General features: G+C 56.4%; 16 protein-coding genes. 12 read left to right on the forward strand and 4 right to left on the reverse strand.

The window, feature by feature from the left end:
- The first annotated feature begins 5 nt into the window (after positions 1–5).
- Both pdxJ and acpS read left to right on the forward strand, forming a co-directional pair.
- Entirely contained in the window at positions 6–737 is a 732-nt protein-coding gene (gene pdxJ, locus PGR79_RS14260; protein WP_430921919.1) for a pyridoxine 5'-phosphate synthase, read from the forward strand.
- Positions 737–1,117, forward strand: a complete 381-nt coding sequence (gene acpS / locus PGR79_RS14265; RefSeq protein ID WP_213317562.1) for a holo-ACP synthase — start codon at positions 737–739, stop codon at positions 1,115–1,117. Before pdxJ ends, acpS begins: the two co-directional genes overlap by 1 nt.
- Positions 1,118–1,126: 9 nt before the next feature.
- Here acpS and PGR79_RS14270 read toward each other — a convergent pair whose 3' ends face one another.
- Positions 1,127–1,387 (reverse strand): YfhL family 4Fe-4S dicluster ferredoxin, encoded by a 261-nt coding sequence (locus tag PGR79_RS14270; RefSeq protein WP_045386930.1) that lies wholly within the window; start codon positions 1,385–1,387, stop codon positions 1,127–1,129.
- A 202-nt stretch (positions 1,388–1,589) separates the two neighbouring features.
- Here PGR79_RS14270 and PGR79_RS14275 point away from each other — a divergent pair, with 202 nt between their 5' ends.
- Both PGR79_RS14275 and nadS read left to right on the forward strand, forming a co-directional pair.
- Entirely contained in the window at positions 1,590–1,913 is a 324-nt protein-coding gene (locus PGR79_RS14275) for a type II toxin-antitoxin system RelE/ParE family toxin (RefSeq protein WP_203034259.1), read from the forward strand.
- Between the two features lie 61 nt (positions 1,914–1,974).
- The gene (nadS, locus tag PGR79_RS14280; RefSeq protein WP_045392770.1) at positions 1,975–2,271 is read left to right on the forward strand and encodes a NadS family protein; all 297 of its coding nucleotides are present in this window, start codon (positions 1,975–1,977) and stop codon (positions 2,269–2,271) included.
- Positions 2,272–2,305: 34 nt separating this feature from the next.
- Here the strand turns inward: nadS and PGR79_RS14285 are convergent, their stop codons facing one another.
- Positions 2,306–3,154, reverse strand: coding sequence for a MurR/RpiR family transcriptional regulator (locus tag PGR79_RS14285; RefSeq protein ID WP_047043382.1), 849 nt, complete (start codon positions 3,152–3,154; stop codon positions 2,306–2,308).
- A 214-nt stretch (positions 3,155–3,368) separates the two neighbouring features.
- On the opposite strand from PGR79_RS14285, the gene yfhb reads away from it, so the two are divergent.
- Positions 3,369–4,004 carry a phosphatidylglycerophosphatase C gene (yfhb, locus tag PGR79_RS14290; protein ID WP_045377600.1) on the forward strand — a complete coding sequence of 212 codons (636 nt, stop codon included), beginning with the start codon at positions 3,369–3,371 and terminating at the stop codon, positions 4,002–4,004.
- A gap of 79 nt (positions 4,005–4,083) precedes the next feature.
- Positions 4,084–4,587, forward strand: a complete 504-nt coding sequence (tadA, locus tag PGR79_RS14295; protein ID WP_015370298.1) for a tRNA adenosine(34) deaminase TadA — start codon at positions 4,084–4,086, stop codon at positions 4,585–4,587.
- Here the strand turns inward: tadA and mltF are convergent.
- Entirely contained in the window at positions 4,584–6,203 is a 1,620-nt protein-coding gene (mltF, locus tag PGR79_RS14300; RefSeq protein ID WP_113374500.1) for a membrane-bound lytic murein transglycosylase MltF, read from the reverse strand. The two genes, tadA and mltF, sit on opposite strands and share 4 nt — an antisense overlap.
- Before the next feature lie 173 nt (positions 6,204–6,376).
- On the opposite strand from mltF, the gene purL reads away from it, so the two are divergent.
- From purL to glnB, 5 genes are all read left to right on the forward strand, one after another.
- Positions 6,377–10,264 (forward strand): phosphoribosylformylglycinamidine synthase, encoded by a 3,888-nt coding sequence (purL, locus tag PGR79_RS14305; protein ID WP_113374499.1) that lies wholly within the window; start codon positions 6,377–6,379, stop codon positions 10,262–10,264.
- Between the two features lie 570 nt (positions 10,265–10,834).
- Positions 10,835–12,271: a sensor histidine kinase gene (locus PGR79_RS14310; RefSeq protein WP_113374510.1), complete on the forward strand. Its 1,437-nt coding sequence runs from the start codon at positions 10,835–10,837 to the stop codon at positions 12,269–12,271.
- A gap of 17 nt (positions 12,272–12,288) precedes the next feature.
- Positions 12,289–12,981, forward strand: a complete 693-nt coding sequence (gene qseG / locus PGR79_RS14315; RefSeq protein WP_162750221.1) for a two-component system QseEF-associated lipoprotein QseG — start codon at positions 12,289–12,291, stop codon at positions 12,979–12,981.
- Positions 12,968–14,305, forward strand: a complete 1,338-nt coding sequence (gene glrR / locus PGR79_RS14320; RefSeq protein ID WP_045377589.1) for a two-component system response regulator GlrR — start codon at positions 12,968–12,970, stop codon at positions 14,303–14,305. Before qseG ends, glrR begins: the two co-directional genes overlap by 14 nt.
- Positions 14,306–14,370: 65 nt before the next feature.
- Positions 14,371–14,709: a nitrogen regulatory protein P-II gene (glnB, locus tag PGR79_RS14325; protein WP_002914032.1), complete on the forward strand. Its 339-nt coding sequence runs from the start codon at positions 14,371–14,373 to the stop codon at positions 14,707–14,709.
- 73 nt (positions 14,710–14,782) lie between these two features.
- Here the strand turns inward: glnB and hmpA are convergent, their stop codons facing one another.
- The gene (hmpA, locus tag PGR79_RS14330) at positions 14,783–15,973 is read right to left on the reverse strand and encodes an NO-inducible flavohemoprotein (RefSeq protein WP_113374498.1); all 1,191 of its coding nucleotides are present in this window, start codon (positions 15,971–15,973) and stop codon (positions 14,783–14,785) included.
- Between the two features lie 324 nt (positions 15,974–16,297).
- On the opposite strand from hmpA, the gene glyA reads away from it, so the two are divergent.
- A complete protein-coding gene (gene glyA / locus PGR79_RS14335; RefSeq protein ID WP_015370305.1) occupies positions 16,298–17,551 on the forward strand; it encodes a serine hydroxymethyltransferase in 1,254 nt (417 codons plus the stop codon).
- Positions 17,552–17,580 lie beyond the last annotated feature (29 nt).

The following is a 17,580-nucleotide window of genomic DNA, read 5'->3' on the forward strand; positions in this document are numbered from 1 at the left end:
TTGTCATGGCTGAATTACTGTTAGGGGTCAATATTGACCACATTGCGACATTGCGTAACGCGCGCGGTACCGCTTATCCGGATCCGGTGCAGGCGGCTTTTATTGCTGAACAGGCCGGCGCCGATGGTATTACCGTGCACCTGCGCGAAGACCGCCGCCATATCACCGATCGTGACGTGCGCATCCTGCGCCAGACTCTGCACACCCGAATGAACCTTGAAATGGCGGTCACTGAAGAGATGCTGGCGATTGCCTGCGAAACTAAACCGCACTTTTGCTGCCTGGTGCCGGAGAAGCGTCAGGAAGTGACCACCGAGGGTGGGCTGGACGTGGCCGGACAGCGCGATAAGATGCGCGATGCCTGTCAGCGCCTAGCGGATGCCGGTATTCTGGTCTCCCTGTTTATTGACGCGGATAATGAGCAGATCAAAGCGGCTGCCGACGTGGGCGCGCCGTATATCGAAATCCATACCGGCTGCTATGCCGATGCCAAAACCGATGCCGAACAGGCAAAAGAGCTTGAGCGTATCGCCAAAGCGGCGACTTATGCCGCCAGCCTTGGTCTGAAGGTGAATGCCGGTCACGGTTTGACCTATCACAACGTGAAAGCCATTGCCGCCTTGCCGGAAATGCATGAGCTGAATATCGGTCATGCCATTATTGGTCGCGCGGTGATGAGCGGCCTGAAAGAAGCTGTCGCGGAAATGAAACGCCTGATGCTGGAAGCGCGCGGCTAATGGCGATTCTCGGGCTGGGTACCGACATCGTCGAAATCGCCCGCATCGAAGCGGTGATCGCCCGTAGCGGCGATCGCCTGGCGCGCCGGGTACTGAGCAATCACGAATGGAGCATTTGGGAGCAGCATCAGCAGCCGGTGCGTTTTCTGGCAAAACGCTTTGCGGTCAAAGAAGCAGCGGCGAAAGCGCTCGGAACCGGTATTCGCAACGGCCTGGCGTTTAATCAGTTCGAAGTTTACAACGATGAATTAGGCAAGCCGAAACTGCGGCTATGGGGCGAAGCAAAGCTATTGGCTGAACGGATGGGGGTAAGCGCTATTCACGTCACTCTCGCCGATGAACGCCACTACGCCTGCGCCACGGTGATCGTCGAAAGCTAAACCCGCGGGTTAAAGCTTATCCGCGTGGTGCATGAGCACGAATTTATCCCACAACTGTTCTTCATTCTCGACGTGCGCCGGATCTTTGAGAATAGTATTCGGGATCGGGCACACTTTCTGGCAGGTTGGCGTGTCGTAGTGGCCCACGCACTCGGTGCAGCGATTGCTGTTAATCTCATAAATGCTCTCGCCCATCGAAATGGCCTCATTCGGGCACTCCGGCTCGCACATGTCGCAATTGATGCATTTTTTGGTGATTAACAGCGCCATCAGGAAAATCTCAGAAACAACACAAACAGGGCGGGCATTATACGCCCATTTTCTACTCAGACCAGCTTTTTCACCAGGCTTCGCTAGCGTGTATATTTATAATCCCGTTGACCCTGAATATGTACCTGGTACATTTATCAACTTGATTGTTGTACCCTGTACACTTATGATGATTTTATAATCATGATACGCAGGATGCGGTATGTACACTTTTATTGAGCTGCAGGGTTTCAGTAAACGGCGTCAGGCGCTTCTACCGGATGACGAGTTTCGCGTTTTTCAGGAGATGTTGATTGAGGATCCTGAGGCTGGCGATACCATTGCAGGGACTGGGGGATTTCGAAAAATTCGCTGGAGCCGACCGGGGATGGGCAAGCGTGGCGGGGTGAGAATTATTTATTACAATGTGACGCGTAAAGGGCGAATTTATCTGGCATTGGTCTATCCCAAAAATGAGCTGGATGATTTAACGGAAGAACAAAAGAAGATGCTGAAGCAGTTATCCGCTATGCTGGTATCCCGCTGAGGTTCTGTCACTCCCACGAGGCAACGGTGCCAGTGGTGTCCACGAGGGCGATGAGGTACAGATGAAAGACGAGTTATTTGCCGATCTGCTGGCCAGTGCAGAAGAAATGGTGAGAATTGAAAAAGGTGAACAAACCCCTGAGCCGCAGCATGTTCACACCTTTAGCCCGATCGATGTGAAAGCGATTCGCGAAGCGACGGGCTTAAAACAACAGGATTTTGCCCTGGCGGTAGGGGTGAGCTACGACCTGGTAAAAAGCTGGGAAACAAAACGACGCCAGCCAACCGGGGCGCCGCGAAAATTGCTGCTTTTATTACAGCTAAATCCTTTTATTATCAATCAGCTAAAAACAATCTAATGTTTGTGGGCATTGCCAGATGCCCATTTTCTACTCAGACCAGCTTTTTCACCAGCGCTTCGCTATGGCGTATGCGTTCCGGCGCGTGTTCGAGATCTTGCTGCACCAGCGCCATAAACAGGAGATCGGTGAGCATCATTTGCGCGCTGGTGGAGGAGATCGCCGCGCTGCGCGTCGCCTGCTCTTCAGCAATAGTGTAGAGACACTGCGAAGCCTGCTGCTGCAAGGCGTTGGGAGTAAACCCGGTGATCGCGAGGATTTTGCTGCCAACGCGTAGCGCTTCAGCAGCCGCCATATTGATCTCGCGGCGTTCGCCGGAATAGGAGATAGCCAGCAGCAGATCGTCCGCCGACATCGCCTGCACCGTTGCCAGCAGCGCATGCATATCCTGCTCGGCGACGGCGTTGATGCCAATTTTCATTAACTTCCAGCTAAAATTGCGCGCCACCAGCCCGGAGGCGCCGATGCCGGTAATGATCACCCGGCGAGCATCGCGCAGTAGGGTCACAGCCTCCAGAAGTTTCTCTTCGCTGTTGACGTCAAGCGAGGCGTGCATCGCCGCGATGTTATCCTTGATCAACTTCTCGCCCACCAGACGCAGCGGATCGTCGCCGCGAATTTGGTTATGTACCGGTACAGAGTGCGGATCCGGGCTGCTAGCCAGCGCTTCGCTGAGCGCCAGTTTTAATGCCGGAAAGCCTTTAAACCCCATTTTTTGCGCGAACTTCACCACGCTGGACTGGCTTACACCCGCTTCGCCCGCCAGCTGCTGCGAGCTGAGATGGCGGGTTTGGTCCGGCTGAGCCAGAATAAAGTCGGCAAGTTTTTTGTCGCTCGCCGCCAGCGACGGGTAACGTTGGCGGATGCGGATTAAACAGTTCATGGCTTCTCCGAAGGAGGGCGTTAGCGGCGAAAAGAATTTTGTATTCGATTATAAGTGGAATAATACGAATTAAAAATTCTGCTGTGAAGAATTATGCGAACGGGTCAGATTCTGAATCTTACCTCAACCACGGCAGACAATTTCGCGCTCGTCGCGGCAAGCCTGTTAAGCTATCGACATCGCCAGGAAAATCCGTACCAGAAAGGAGTTCGGTTTGAACAGTAACGCGCGACGAGTCGTGTTTTTCGATCTTGATGGCACCTTGCACCAGCAGGATATGTTCGGCAGCTTTATTCGTTACCTCTTACGTCGTCAACCGCTCAACGTACTGGCAGTGGCGGCCTTGTCGCCAATAGTACTGCTGGGGCTGTTGGTTAACGGACGCGCGGCGCGCTGGCCGATGAGCCTGCTGCTGTGGGCCGCCACCTGTGGCCGGCGTGAAAGCCATCTTAAGCGTCTGGAGGCGGAGTTCGTTAGCTGGTTTCGCCAGCACGTGACCGCCTTTCCCGTGGTACAGGGCCGGCTAAACGACTATTTAACCAGTACCGATGCCGACGTCTGGCTGATTACCGGCTCACCGCAGTCGCTGGTGGAACAGGTCTATGCCGATACGCTTTGGCTGCCGCGCGTAAAGCTTATCGCCAGCCGTATGAGCCGCCGTCGCGGCGGCTGGGTGCTGACGCTGCGTTGCCTGGGCCATGAGAAAGTAGCGCAGCTGGAACAGCGGATCGGCGCGCCGCTACGCTTATATAGCGGCTATAGCGATAGCGAGCAGGATAACCCGCTACTCTGTTTTTGCCAGCACCGCTGGCGGGTGACGCCGCAGGGCGATCTCCAGCAGCTCGAATAATTCTGCTGCAGGCGAATTATTTGGGCGATATATAGCGCCCATGTATAATGCGCCCCGCTTTTTCTGCAGGAGTGCCGCTGTGTCTGACCACGAATTTAATGATGAATACTGGATGCGCCATGCGCTGACGCTGGCGAAACGCGCCTGGGAAGAGGGCGAGGTGCCGGTGGGCGCCGTGCTGGTGCATAACAATCAGGTCATCGGTGAGGGCTGGAACCGGCCGATTGGTCGTCACGATCCCACCGCCCATGCCGAAATTATGGCGCTGCGTCAGGGAGGGCTGGTCCTGCAGAACTATCGTTTAATTGATGCCACGCTGTACGTCACGCTGGAGCCTTGTGTGATGTGCGCCGGGGCGATGGTGCATAGCCGTATCTCGCGGCTGGTGTTCGGCGCCCGCGATGCTAAAACCGGCGCGGCCGGGTCGTTAATCGATGTGCTGCATCATCCGGGGATGAACCACCGCGTTGAAATTACCGAGGGAATTCTGGCTGAATCTTGCTCCGCAATGCTGAGCGATTTCTTCCGCTGGCGGCGGGAAGAGAAAAAGGCATTGAAGAAAGCGCGTCAGGAAGAGGGCTAACGTCCCAATGTCGGCAACTTCAGTTTAACGTTGTCGACAAGCTTTTCGCCGCGAAACTTAAAGAAGGGCATCGCATACTCTTTATGCTCGCTATCGAGTTCTTCCGGCGCGACGGCTGGATAATCTTCGGCAATCGCCATCTCCTGCGCCGCTTTCCTTTCCTGTTCAGACAAATACCCAACCAGACTGATATGGTACTTACGAATATTTTCCACGTAGGCGTAGGCCTCATGGCCTCGGGCGTAGCCATATTTTAAGCGGCTGTAGTAGGGCTTCTGGCTCAATAATGGTAGACGTTGCTTAACGTCGGACCAGCTGTTCGGATTGCCTTTTTGTTTTTTTGTCAGCGCCATCGCGTCAAGCATATGCGCGTAGCCCATGTTATAAGCCGCCAGCGCAAACCAGATCCGCTCCTCTTTCGGGATTGAATCCGGCACTTTGGCCATCATATCCTGCAGATAGCGCATACCGCCATCGAGGCTCTGTTCGGCATCGGTACGGTCGGTCAGGCCTAAACTCTGGGCGGTGTTACGGGTTAGCATCATCATGCCGCGCACGCCGGTTGGCGAGGTGGCCTGCGGATCCCAGTGCGACTCCTGCCAGGCAATCGCCGCCAGCAGTCGCCAGTCGATCTGCCGGGCGTATTTCTCAAAAAGCGGCTTCAGATCCGGCAGCGTATTCTGCACCGCGCGCAGGAAGGTGCGGGTATCAACATAGTCGAAATCGTTGCCGTGGCCGAGATACTTCTCTTCCAGGCGGGCGAGGGTGCCGTCTTCATTCATACTATTAAAGAAATCGAGCATAGCTGCCGATAGTGAATTGTCTTCGCTTTTTTCGCTAAACCAGGTGACCGGCTGTTCATCGCTGATATCGAGCGCCACAGCCAGCTCCGGATGCACGCGCTGGAACAGGCTGACGGCGACGGAATCGGCGACGGTATATTCCAGCGTGCCGTCGATGACCGCCTGCATCAGGGCGGTAGTGCCGCGTTTTTCATCGACGCGCCAGTTGAGGTCCGGGTATTTGCTCTCCTTCAGCGCCTGCAGGTCGTTAAGGGCGACGTGGCCTGGGGCGATGGCGAGCTGTTCGGCGTTGATCCCGGCCAGCGTGCGCGGGCGATTACCGCCAACGCGATAGACCAGCTGCTGCGAAACGGAATAATAGGTGGGGCCCGCCTGATAGTTCTTTACCCGCTCGGTGTTATAGACCAGCCCGGCGGCCAGCATATCGGTTTTACCGGCATCGAGATCGTCAAATAGCTGGCTAATATTCTGCCGCACGGTGACTTTCAGCTTCACCCCAAGGTAATCGGCGAAGCGTTTCGCCAGTTCGTAATCAAGACCGTAGTCTTTATTGTTGATGGCGGCGTAGGTCAGCGGGGAGTTAATTGTACTCACGCGCAGTTCGCCGCGAGCAATGATCCCGGCAACGCGGTTCTCCGGTTTTCCCATCCACGGTAAAGACGGCCACAGCGCCGCCGCCAACAAAAGGGTGACGATGCCGATCAGCAGATAATTAATCTTTAATTTTTTCAAATAGTTAATTTTCTGCAGCGTGGAGTTCCTCAGCTGGGTATATCCGGAAAAAGTAAAAGGTTGCCGTAAGTTGAGCGGCATTTTGCTTAAGAATGCGCCAGTTGGCAACTTATTCGCGATTCATGTCACATTTATTGATAAAACTGATGAATCATTTTATTTCTACGCAAACGGTTTCGTCGGGGCTCAGGATTCTCTATAATGGCGCCCGTTTCCCCCTGGCTCACCTTGAAAGCTTCGAAGACGAGAGACTTATGATGGATATTTTGCGTGGTTCACCTGCACTGTCGGCATTCCGTATCAACAAACTGCTGGCACGTTTTCAGGCGGCCAACCTGCCGGTTAGCACCTTATACGCGGAGTATGTTCACTTTGCCGACCTGAGCGCCCCGCTAAGCGATGAGGAGCGCGAAAGACTGGTCAGACTGCTTAAATATGGCCCAAGCCTCAGCAGCCATACGCCAACCGGTAAATTACTGCTCGTCACCCCTCGCCCCGGCACTATCTCTCCCTGGTCCTCCAAAGCTACCGACATCGCCCATAACTGCGGTTTATCGCAGGTCGTGCGGCTGGAACGCGGCGTGGCGTACTACGTTGAAGCACAGGGTCTGAGCGACGCGCAGTGGGACGCCGTTGCGGCAGAACTGCACGATCGCATGATGGAGAGCGTTTTCACTGAGCTGGAAGAGGGGGAGAAGCTGTTTGCTCACCATCAGCCGACGCCGGTGACCAGCGTGGACCTACTGGGTCAGGGACGTCAGGCGCTGATTGACGCCAACCTCCGTCTGGGGCTGGCGCTGGCCGATGACGAAATCGACTACCTGCAGGACGCATTCGTTAAGCTTGGCCGCAATCCGAACGACATCGAACTGTATATGTTCGCGCAGGCCAACTCGGAACATTGCCGCCACAAAATTTTTAACGCCGACTGGATTATCGACGGCCAAAAACAGCCGAAGTCGCTGTTTAAAATGATCAAAAACACCTTCGAGAAAAACCCGGAATATGTGCTGTCTGCCTATAAAGACAACGCCGCGGTAATGGAAGGTTCCGAAGTCGGCCGTTATTTCGCCGACTATCAGACCGGGCGCTATGACTTCCATCAGGAGCCTGCGCACATTCTGATGAAAGTTGAAACCCACAACCACCCGACGGCAATTTCGCCGTGGCCAGGGGCCGCGACCGGTTCCGGCGGCGAGATCCGCGACGAAGGCGCAACGGGACGCGGCGCGAAGCCGAAAGCGGGCCTGGTCGGCTTCTCGGTTTCGAACCTGCGTATTCCGGGCTTTGAGCAGCCGTGGGAAGAGGATTTCGGTAAACCAGAGCGTATCGTGACCGCGCTGGATATCATGACCGAAGGCCCGCTGGGCGGCGCGGCGTTTAACAACGAATTTGGTCGTCCGGCGCTGAATGGCTACTTCCGTACCTATGAAGAGAAAGTGACCAGCCACAATGGCGAAGAGCTGCGCGGCTATCACAAACCGATCATGCTGGCGGGCGGTATTGGCAACATCCGCGGCGAGCACGTCCAGAAGGGCGAAATCACCGTTGGCGCCAAGCTTATTGTGCTGGGCGGCCCGGCGATGAACATTGGTCTCGGCGGCGGCGCGGCGTCATCTATGGCTTCCGGCCAGTCTGATGCCGATCTGGATTTCGCCTCCGTACAGCGCGACAACCCGGAAATGGAGCGCCGCTGTCAGGAAGTGATCGACCGCTGCTGGCAGCTGGGCGATGCTAACCCGATTCTGTTTATCCACGACGTTGGCGCGGGCGGTCTCTCTAACGCGATGCCGGAGTTGGTGAGCGACGGCGGCCGCGGCGGAAAATTCCAGCTGCGCGATATCCTCAGCGATGAGCCGGGCATGAGTCCGCTGGAGATCTGGTGTAACGAATCCCAGGAACGTTACGTTCTGGCGGTCGCGCCGGAACAGCTGCCGCTGTTTGAAGAGCTGTGCCGCCGCGAGCGCGCGCCTTATGCGGTGATCGGCGAAGCCACGGCGGAGCAACACCTCAGCCTGAGCGACAGCCACTTTAACGATCGGCCGATCGACCTGCCGCTGGACGTCCTGCTTGGCAAAACGCCGAAAATGACGCGTGACGTGCAAACGCTGAAAGCGCAGGGCAGCGAGCTGGATCGTCAACCGATGGCGATTGCCGATGCGGTTAACCGCGTGCTGCATCTGCCGACGGTGGCTGAGAAAACCTTCCTCGTGACCATCGGCGACCGTACCGTCACCGGCATGGTGGCGCGTGACCAGATGGTGGGGCCGTGGCAGATCCCGGTCGCCAACTGCGCGGTGACCACCGCCAGCCTCGATAGCTACTACGGCGAAGCGATGGCGATGGGTGAACGCGCGCCGGTTGCGCTGCTCGACTTTGCCGCCTCTGCCCGCCTGGCGGTCGGCGAAGCGTTGACAAACATCGCCGCTACGCAGATTGGCGAACTCAACCGCGTCAAACTGTCGGCAAACTGGATGGCGGCAGCCGGTCACCCGGGGGAAGACGCCGGTCTGTATGAGGCGGTAAAAGCGGTCGGTGAAGAACTGTGCCCCGCGCTGGGCCTGACTATCCCGGTGGGCAAAGACTCAATGTCGATGAAAACCCGCTGGCAGGAAGGTAGCGAGCAGCGCGAAATGACCTCGCCGCTGTCGTTGGTTATCTCCGCGTTTGCCCGCGTTGAAGACGTGCGCGGCACCGTGACCCCGCAGCTCTCTACGGAAGACAACGCCCTGCTGCTGATCGATCTCGGCAAAGGGCATAACGCGTTGGGCGCTACCGCGCTGGCGCAGGTCTATCGTCAGCTTGGCGACCAGCCGGCCGACGTGCGTGATGTCGCGCAGCTGAAAGGCTTCTGGGACGCGATGCAGGCGCTGGTGGCGCAGCGTAAGCTGTTGGCCTATCACGACCGCTCCGATGGCGGCTTGTTAGTGACGCTGGCGGAAATGGCGTTCGCCGGTCACTGCGGCGTAACTGCCGATATCGCCGCGCTGGGCGATGACCGTCTGGCCGCGCTGTTCAACGAAGAGTTGGGCGCGGTGATTCAGGTTCGCGCCGCGGATCGCGAAGCGGTAGAAGCGCTGCTGGCGATGAATGGTCTGGCAGATTGCGTGCACTACTTAGGCCAGGCGACGGCAGGCGATCGTTTTGTTATTACCGCCGACGGTCAGCCGCTGTTCAGCGAAAGCCGCACCACGCTGCGTATGTGGTGGGCGGAAACCACCTGGCAGATGCAGCGTCTGCGCGACAACCCGGAGTGCGCCGATCAGGAACACCAGGCGAAGTCTAACGATAGCGACCCGGGTCTTAACGTTAAGCTGTCGTTTGATATCAATGAAGATGTTGCCGCACCGTATATTGCGACCGGCGCGCGCCCGAAAGTGGCCGTGCTGCGCGAGCAGGGGGTTAACTCCCATGTTGAAATGGCGGCCGCTTTCCATCGCGCCGGATTCGATGCCATCGACGTGCATATGAGCGATCTGCTGGCAGGTCGTTCCGGTCTTGGCGACTTCCATGCGCTGGTGGCCTGCGGCGGCTTCTCCTACGGTGATGTACTGGGGGCAGGTGAAGGTTGGGCGAAATCGATTCTGTTCAACGAACGCGTACGCGATGAGTTCGCCACTTTCTTCCACCGCCCGCAGACGCTGGCGCTGGGCGTGTGTAACGGTTGTCAGATGATGTCCAACCTGCGTGAGCTGATTCCTGGCAGCGATCTGTGGCCGCGCTTCGTACGCAACCACTCAGACCGCTTTGAAGCGCGTTTCAGCCTGGTTGAAGTCACCCAAAGCCCATCGCTGCTGTTGCAGGGTATGGCCGGTTCGATGATGCCGATTGCCGTTTCGCACGGCGAAGGGCAGGTGGAAGTTCGTGATAGCGCGCATCTGGCTCAGCTTGAAAGCAAGGGGCTGGTGGCGCTGCGCTTCGTCGATAACTTCGGCAAAGTGACGCAAACCTATCCGGCGAACCCGAATGGCTCGGTGAACGGCATTACCGCGGTGACCAGCGAAAGCGGTCGCGCGACGATTATGATGCCGCACCCGGAACGCGTCTTCCGTACCGTCAGCAACTCCTGGCACCCGGAAAACTGGGGTGAAGACAGCCCATGGATGCGCATCTTCCGCAACGCGCGTAAGCAACTGGGTTAATACCGCTAGCGTATTGTGTTGATGAAAACGAGCCCCCTGTTAATCCAGGGGGCTTTTTTATTTGTGATCGAGGCCGTATCAGAGTGTCGGGAATTACCGACAGACGTGGTTTTGCGGTGTCTCTGAATGACGACACTTAAGTTATTGATTTTAAATGTGTGTAATTGAAGGTCGATTTGCTGTTGCTAATTGGCGACACTATGGTCAAAAAACAGGCAAATTATTTTGGGTGGGTTTTTGCATGTAATTCTTTATATATCATAGTGTTAATAATTTGTTTTGAAAGGTGGCATAGTTCGTGCATAATAATCAGCAGTGGCTCATTCACCTTCTTATGTCAGCCCCTTCGGGAAGCGCTACATAAACTTCGAATGACGCACAAACAGGTGCCTGCCGTCCAACTCCTGATAACAGCTCTGCTTTATCAGCCATCGGGCGAAACGTCGAGTAAGGCACCGCCTCATTCCTTAATAAAGGCAGGCTTTAGAGCCTGCCTTTATTGTTTCTGCCGTGGATGTTTCCGCCATCCTCAGTTAGCATCTTCAGGAGCTAATGGTTGAGGCTATATCTTTGAAGCGATTCTCTCTTTTCCCCCGTTCCTTGCGCCAACTGGTGACGCTTTCCTTTGTGCTGATCATGCTGCCGCTGCTGGTGCTGGCATGGCAGGCCTGGCAAAGCCTGAACGCGCTCAGTGCCCAGGCCGCGCATATTAACCGCACCACCTTGACGGATGCGCGGCGTAGCGAAGCGATGGTCAACGCCTCGCTGGAAATGGAGCGTAGCTATCTCCAGTATTGCGTGCTGGACGATCCTACCCTTGAGCGGGTCTATCAAAATCAACGCAAGCGTTATAGCGAAATGCTTGAGGCGCTCTCCGGCGTGTTGCCGGATGCTGACATCTGGCAGACCCTGCGGCAGAACCTTGCCGACCTGGCCCAACTACGTTGCCATAATAGCGCGCCGGATGCCAAAGCCGCGGCGAGCCTCGAAGCCTTTGCCGATGCTAACAGTGAAATGGTGCAAGCGACCCGCACGGTGATTTTCTCCCGCGGCCAGCAGCTACAGCAGGAGATTGCCGAGCGCGGGCAGTTCTTCGGCTGGCAGGCGCTGGTTCTGTTTCTGCTGAGCCTGACGCTGGTCTTGCTGTTTACCCGCATGATCATCGGCCCGGTGAAGGGCATTGAGAAGATGATCAATCGCCTGGGGGAGGGGAAAACGCTGGATGATGCGGCGCTATTCACCGGCCCGCGCGAACTGCGGTCGGTTGGTAAACGGATTATCTGGTTGAGTGAACGTCTGGCGTGGCTGGAGTCCCAACGCCACCAATTTCTTCGTCATTTGTCACATGAACTGAAAACGCCGCTCGCCAGCATGCGTGAAGGAACGGAACTGCTGGCGGACCGGGTCGCGGGGCCGCTGACGACGGAACAGCAAGAAATCGTTGAGATCCTCGATAACAGCAGCCGCAATCTGCAAAAGCTGATCGAACAGCTACTCGACTATAATCGCAAACTGGCCGATGGCCCGGTCGAGCGGCAGAAAGTGGATATTGCCGAACTGGCGCAGACCGTCGTTTCCGCGCATAGTTTACCGGCAAGAGCCAAGATGATGTCTACCGAGCTTGCGCTGGGTGAACGCTTCTGCCTGGCGGAGCCGACGTTGCTGACCAGCGTGCTTGATAATCTGTACTCCAATGCGGTGCACTATGGCGCTGAATCCGGTAACATTCGGATTCATAGTTACCGCCACGGCGAGCAGGTTCGTATCGATGTCGCCAATAGCGGCGAGCCGATCCCCGCCGCCGAAAGAAATATGATTTTCGAGCCTTTTTATCAGGGAAGCCACCTGCGTAAAGGGGCAGTAAAAGGCAGCGGTCTGGGGTTAAGTATCGCCCGCGACTGCGTACGGCAAATGCAGGGAGAGCTGAGCCTGGTCGATGATAATCCCGGGTTCATCTGTTTTCGCATCTCGCTCCCCGCCGCTGAGCCGGGAAAAACCAACACATGAATCAACATTGGGTGAATATGTCCCACTTTTTCGCATTGCGCCGTCCTTTACGGGGATGGCTGCTGTCGGGCCTATGCTGCCTGACGCTGGCGGGTTGTTCCGCCGCTATGTCGCCGCGCGCCGCTGACGGCAATGCGCCGCCCGAGCTGCCGGAACATCAGGTGGCGGATTTTCTCTCCGTAGATTGCGCCAATATCTGGTCGCTGGAAAACGATGCCAGTGATAAAAACCCGCTGTACTGGCTGCGCGGCATTGACTGCGCGGATCGCCTGGCGCCGGTACAGGCCCGCGCCGAAGCCAAATTGCATAACGATGATAACTGGCAGGATGCGTTGAAACGCGGCATTCTGCTGGCCGACGCCAAAATCACCCCCGACGAGCGTCGCGAAATGGTTGCCCGCATCGACAGCTTTAGCCCGCAAATCGCCGCCCAGGTTCGCCCGCTGTACCGGCTGTGGCGCGACGGCCAAGCCCGCCAATTGCAGTTATTTGAGGAGCGATCCCGCTACGGCAAACTCCAGCAATCAAGCGATGCTGAACTGGAAACCTTGCGTCAGCAGGAGCAACAGTTGCGTAGCCAACTGGAGCTGACCACCCGCAAGCTGGAAAACCTTACCGATATTGAGCGCCAGCTCTCCAGCCGTAAGCCCGGCGGCAATTTTAATAGCGGTAGCGATAAGGTACCGGAGGTGATCCATGACGATCCGTAAACCCGCCCACCTGCTGCTGGTGGACGACGATCCGGGGCTGTTAAAGCTGCTGGGGATGCGTCTGGTCAGCGAAGGTTACAGCGTGGTCACGGCGGAAAGCGGGCCCGAGGCGCTACGCGTGCTGACGCGCGAGCGGGTGGACCTGGTGGTGAGCGATTTACGCATGGATGAAATGGATGGCCTGCAGCTGTTTGCTGAAATCCAAAAGGCGCAGCCCGGCATGCCGGTCATCATCCTGACTGCCCACGGCTCCATTCCTGACGCCGTTGCCGCTACCCAACAAGGGGTGTTTAGTTTTCTGACTAAACCGGTCGATAAAGACGCGCTGTATAAAGCGATTGATGATGCTCTCGAGCAGAGCTCGCCGGCCACCGACGAGCGCTGGCGACAGGCGATTGTCACCCGCAGCCCACAGATGCTGCGGCTGCTGGAGCAGGCCGGTATGGTGGCGCAGTCGGACGTTAGCGTGCTGATTATCGGCCAGAGCGGTACCGGGAAAGAGATTGTCGCCCAGGCGATCCACAACGCCAGTCCGCGCCACGAAAAACCGTTTATCGCGATTAACTGCGGCGCGTTGCCGGAACAATTGCTGGAATCCGAACTGTTCGGCCACGCGCGCGGCGCCTTTACCGGCGCGGTCAGCAACCGCGAAGGGCTTTTTCAGGCCGCTGAGGGCGGTACGCTTTTCCTTGATGAAATCGGCGATATGCCCGTCGCGCTGCAGGTGAAGCTACTGCGCGTACTGCAGGAGCGTAAGGTGCGCCCGCTGGGCAGCAACCGCGATATCGATATCGACGTGCGCATTATCTCGGCGACCCACCGCGATCTGCCGAAGGCGATGGCGCGCGGTGAGTTCCGTGAAGATCTGTTCTATCGGCTCAATGTGGTTAACCTGAAGATCCCGCCGCTTTCCGAGCGCGCGGAGGATATCCCGCTACTGGCCAATCATCTATTGCGCCAGTCCGCCGACCGTCACAAACCCTTCGTGCGCGCCTTCTCCACCGATGCGATGAAGCGGCTAATGGCCGCCAAATGGCCGGGCAATGTGCGCCAGCTGGTTAACGTGATTGAACAGTGTGTGGCGCTGACCTCATCGCCGGTGATCAGCGATGCGCTGGTGGAGCAGGCGCTGGAGGGTGAGAATACCGCGCTACCGACCTTCGTCGAGGCGCGTAATCAGTTTGAGCTCAACTACCTGCGTAAGCTTTTGCAGATAACCAAAGGCAACGTGACGCATGCCGCGCGGATGGCCGGGCGCAACCGCACCGAGTTTTACAAACTGCTGTCGCGCCACGAGCTCGACGCCAACGACTTTAAAGAGTAGCCCCGCGGCATAGCGCAAGCTATGATACGGTAAGCAACCGGTTACGCGACAAAGACAGGAAAACCATGAAAAAGATTGATGCGATTATTAAACCGTTCAAACTGGATGACGTGCGTGAAGCGCTGGCGGAAGTCGGTATCACCGGCATGACGGTGACGGAAGTCAAAGGGTTTGGTCGTCAGAAAGGGCATACCGAGCTGTACCGCGGCGCGGAATATATGGTGGATTTTCTGCCGAAGGTGAAAATTGAAATCGTGGTGACGGACGATATCGTCGATACCTGCGTAGATACCATCATTCGTACCGCCCAGACCGGTAAAATCGGCGACGGTAAAATCTTTGTCTTCGACGTGGCGCGGGTGATTCGTATCCGTACCGGTGAAGAAGACGACGCGGCGATTTAATCCTCCCCGCTCGCAGCAGTATTGCCGGGTGGCGCTGCGCTTACCCGGCCTACAAATCCCCGCGTCGTTGGGCTTACAGAACCTTATGCGGGCCGAAACATTCGTAATGAATGTTGTCTTTATTGACCCCTAATTCTACCAGCTGCTTCGCTGCAAACTGCATAAAGGCCACCGGGCCGCAGAGATAGAATTGCATCTGCGGGTCGCGAATATTTTCCGCCAGCGGCGCTAAATCCATCAAACCTTCGCTATCAAAACGACCAGCCTGACGGTCGGCCTCGCTCGGGCTACGGTACCAGACGTGAGAAGTAAACTTCGGCAACGCCGCGCCAAGCGCCTTCACTTCGTCCGCAAAGGCGTGAACGTCACCGTTTTCTGCCGCGTGGAACCAGTTCACCTGGCCCTGATGATGGCTTTTCGCCAGCGTATCCAGCATCGCCAGCATTGGCGTTTGGCCCACGCCGCCGGAGAGCAAGGTCACCGGCGTCTGCGCTGCCACGTTGAGGAAGAAGTCGCCTGCCGGCGCGGCTAAGTAGACAACGTCACCTTCGCTGGCGTGGTTATGTAGCCAGTTGGACACCTGGCCGCCGTTTTCACGTTTCACCGCGATGCGATAGCCTTTACCGTCCGCTTTGCGGGTCAGAGAGTATTGACGAATTTCCTGATACTCGAAGGCTTCCGGCTTCAGCCAGATAGCCAGATACTGTCCCGGCTGGTAATCGGCGACCGGCTGCCCGTCGACAGGCTCCAGTTCAAAGCTGGTAATAAGCTGGCTGCGTGGGGTTTTCTTAACAATGCGGAACGCGCGGGTACCTTCCCAGCCGCCATTTTTACTGGCGTTATCCTGGTAGATTTCCGCTTCGCGATTGATAAAGACGTTCGCCAGCACGCCATAGGCTTTGCCCCAGGCGTCGAGTACTTCCTGGCCTGGGCTAAACATTTCGTCGAGGGTCGCCAGCAGATGGCTGCCGACAATATTGTACTGCTCCGGTTTAATCTGGAAGCTGGTATGTTTCTGGGCGATTTTTTCGACCGCCGGCAGCAGGGCCGGCAGGTTGTCGATATTACTGGCGTAGGCGGCGATAGCGTTGAACAGCGCTTCGCGCTGATCGCCGTTGCGCTGGTTACTCATATTGAAGATCTCTTTGAGCTCCGGGTTATGAGTAAACATGCGGTCATAAAAATGCGCGGTTAGCTTTGGGCCGGTCTCTACAAGCAGGGGAATAGTGGCTTTGACCGTGGCGATGGTTTGAGCGTCGAGCATAGCAGCTTCCTTAAATGTTATCCTATTGATGCATTTCAAATGCATCTTATATAAATAACCCTGCTATGTAAATGGTTCTTTATCACTTTGCCGCAAAGCAGTTACAACATGAAGAATTTGCATCACAAACCTGAAAAGAAATCCGTTGATAATGTTTGATGCGTTATTGCTCAAAGCCTTGTGTGCTGTGGAGCCAATCGTTTGCGTAAAATCCTTTGTCAAGACCTGTTATCACAGAATGATTCGGTTATACTGTGGGCCGTTGTCCATCAGGACCGCCTTTTTAGGCCAAAATTTTATCGTTAGCTGAGTCAGGAGATGCGGATGTTAAAGCGTGAAATGAACATTGCCGATTATGATGCCGAACTGTGGCAGGCTATGGAGCAGGAAAAAGTACGTCAGGAAGAGCACATCGAACTGATCGCCTCCGAGAACTACACCAGTCCGCGCGTGATGCAGGCTCAGGGTTCCCAGCTGACTAACAAATATGCCGAAGGTTATCCGGGCAAGCGCTACTACGGTGGCTGCGAGTACGTGGATATCGTTGAGCAACTGGCTATCGACCGCGCGAAAGAACTGTTCGGCGCCGACTACGCTAACGTGCAGCCGCACTCCGGCTCGCAGGCTAACTTTGCCGTCTACACCGCACTGCTGCAGCCAGGCGATACCGTGCTGGGTATGAACCTGGCGCAAGGCGGCCACCTGACCCACGGCTCCCCGGTTAACTTCTCCGGTAAACTGTACAACATCATTCCTTATGGTATCGATGAGTCCGGTAAAATTGACTACGAAGACATGGCGAAGCAGGCCCAGGAGCACAAACCGAAGATGATCATCGGTGGCTTCTCCGCTTACTCCGGTATCGTTGACTGGGCGAAAATGCGTGAAATCGCTGACAGCATCGGCGCTTATCTGTTCGTCGATATGGCGCACGTAGCGGGCCTGATTGCCGCCGGCGTTTATCCGAACCCGGTTCCGCACGCCCACGTTGTTACTACTACCACCCACAAAACCCTGGCGGGTCCGCGCGGCGGCCTGATCCTGGCGAAAGGCGGTAGCGAAGAGCTGTACAAGAAACTGAACTCCGCCGTGTTCCCAAGCGCGCAGGGCGGCCCACTGATGCACGTTATCGCCGCGAAAGCGGTGGCGCTGAAAGAAGCGATGGAGCCAGAGTTCAAAGTTTACCAGCAGCAGGTTGCCAAAAACGCCAAAGCGATGGTGGAAGTGTTCCTGAACCGCGGTTACAAAGTGGTTTCCGGCGGTACTGAAAACCACCTGTTCCTGCTGGATCTGGTAGATAAAAACCTGACCGGTAAAGAAGCTGACGCCGCCCTGGGCCGCGCCAACATCACCGTTAACAAAAACAGCGTACCGAACGATCCGAAGAGCCCGTTCGTGACTTCCGGTATCCGTATCGGTTCTCCGGCTGTGACTCGCCGCGGCTTTAAAGAAGCGGAAGTGAAAGAGCTGGCTGGCTGGATGTGCGACGTTCTCGACAATATCAACGACGAAGCTGTTATTGAGCGCGTCAAAGGTAAAGTGCTGGATATCTGCGCCCGTTTCCCGGTTTACGCGTAATCTTGCCGCGTTAAGATAAAAAAGGCCGC

Origin of the sequence: Klebsiella sp. 141161 (assembly GCF_050600815.1) — a bacterium.
In the GTDB taxonomy this organism is placed as follows: domain Bacteria; phylum Pseudomonadota; class Gammaproteobacteria; order Enterobacterales; family Enterobacteriaceae; genus Klebsiella; species Klebsiella aerogenes.

What these genes read in the sequence shown, in the direction of transcription:
- glyA (WP_015370305.1), top strand. Translation starts at nt 16,298, where the DNA reads ATGTTAAAGCGTGAAATGAACATTGCCGATTATGATGCCGAACTGTGG.
- PGR79_RS14275 (WP_203034259.1), top strand. Translation starts at nt 1,590, where the DNA reads ATGTACACTTTTATTGAGCTGCAGGGTTTCAGTAAACGGCGTCAGGCG.
- pdxJ (WP_430921919.1), top strand. Translation starts at nt 6, where the DNA reads ATGGCTGAATTACTGTTAGGGGTCAATATTGACCACATTGCGACATTG.
- glnB (WP_002914032.1), top strand. Translation starts at nt 14,371, where the DNA reads ATGAAAAAGATTGATGCGATTATTAAACCGTTCAAACTGGATGACGTG.
- qseG (WP_162750221.1), top strand. Translation starts at nt 12,289, where the DNA reads ATGTCCCACTTTTTCGCATTGCGCCGTCCTTTACGGGGATGGCTGCTG.
- nadS (WP_045392770.1), top strand. Translation starts at nt 1,975, where the DNA reads ATGAAAGACGAGTTATTTGCCGATCTGCTGGCCAGTGCAGAAGAAATG.
- acpS (WP_213317562.1), top strand. Translation starts at nt 737, where the DNA reads ATGGCGATTCTCGGGCTGGGTACCGACATCGTCGAAATCGCCCGCATC.
- mltF (WP_113374500.1), bottom strand. Translation starts at nt 6,203, where the DNA reads ATGCCGCTCAACTTACGGCAACCTTTTACTTTTTCCGGATATACCCAG.
- purL (WP_113374499.1), top strand. Translation starts at nt 6,377, where the DNA reads ATGATGGATATTTTGCGTGGTTCACCTGCACTGTCGGCATTCCGTATC.
- PGR79_RS14270 (WP_045386930.1), bottom strand. Translation starts at nt 1,387, where the DNA reads ATGGCGCTGTTAATCACCAAAAAATGCATCAATTGCGACATGTGCGAG.
- PGR79_RS14285 (WP_047043382.1), bottom strand. Translation starts at nt 3,154, where the DNA reads ATGAACTGTTTAATCCGCATCCGCCAACGTTACCCGTCGCTGGCGGCG.
- glrR (WP_045377589.1), top strand. Translation starts at nt 12,968, where the DNA reads ATGACGATCCGTAAACCCGCCCACCTGCTGCTGGTGGACGACGATCCG.
- hmpA (WP_113374498.1), bottom strand. Translation starts at nt 15,973, where the DNA reads ATGCTCGACGCTCAAACCATCGCCACGGTCAAAGCCACTATTCCCCTG.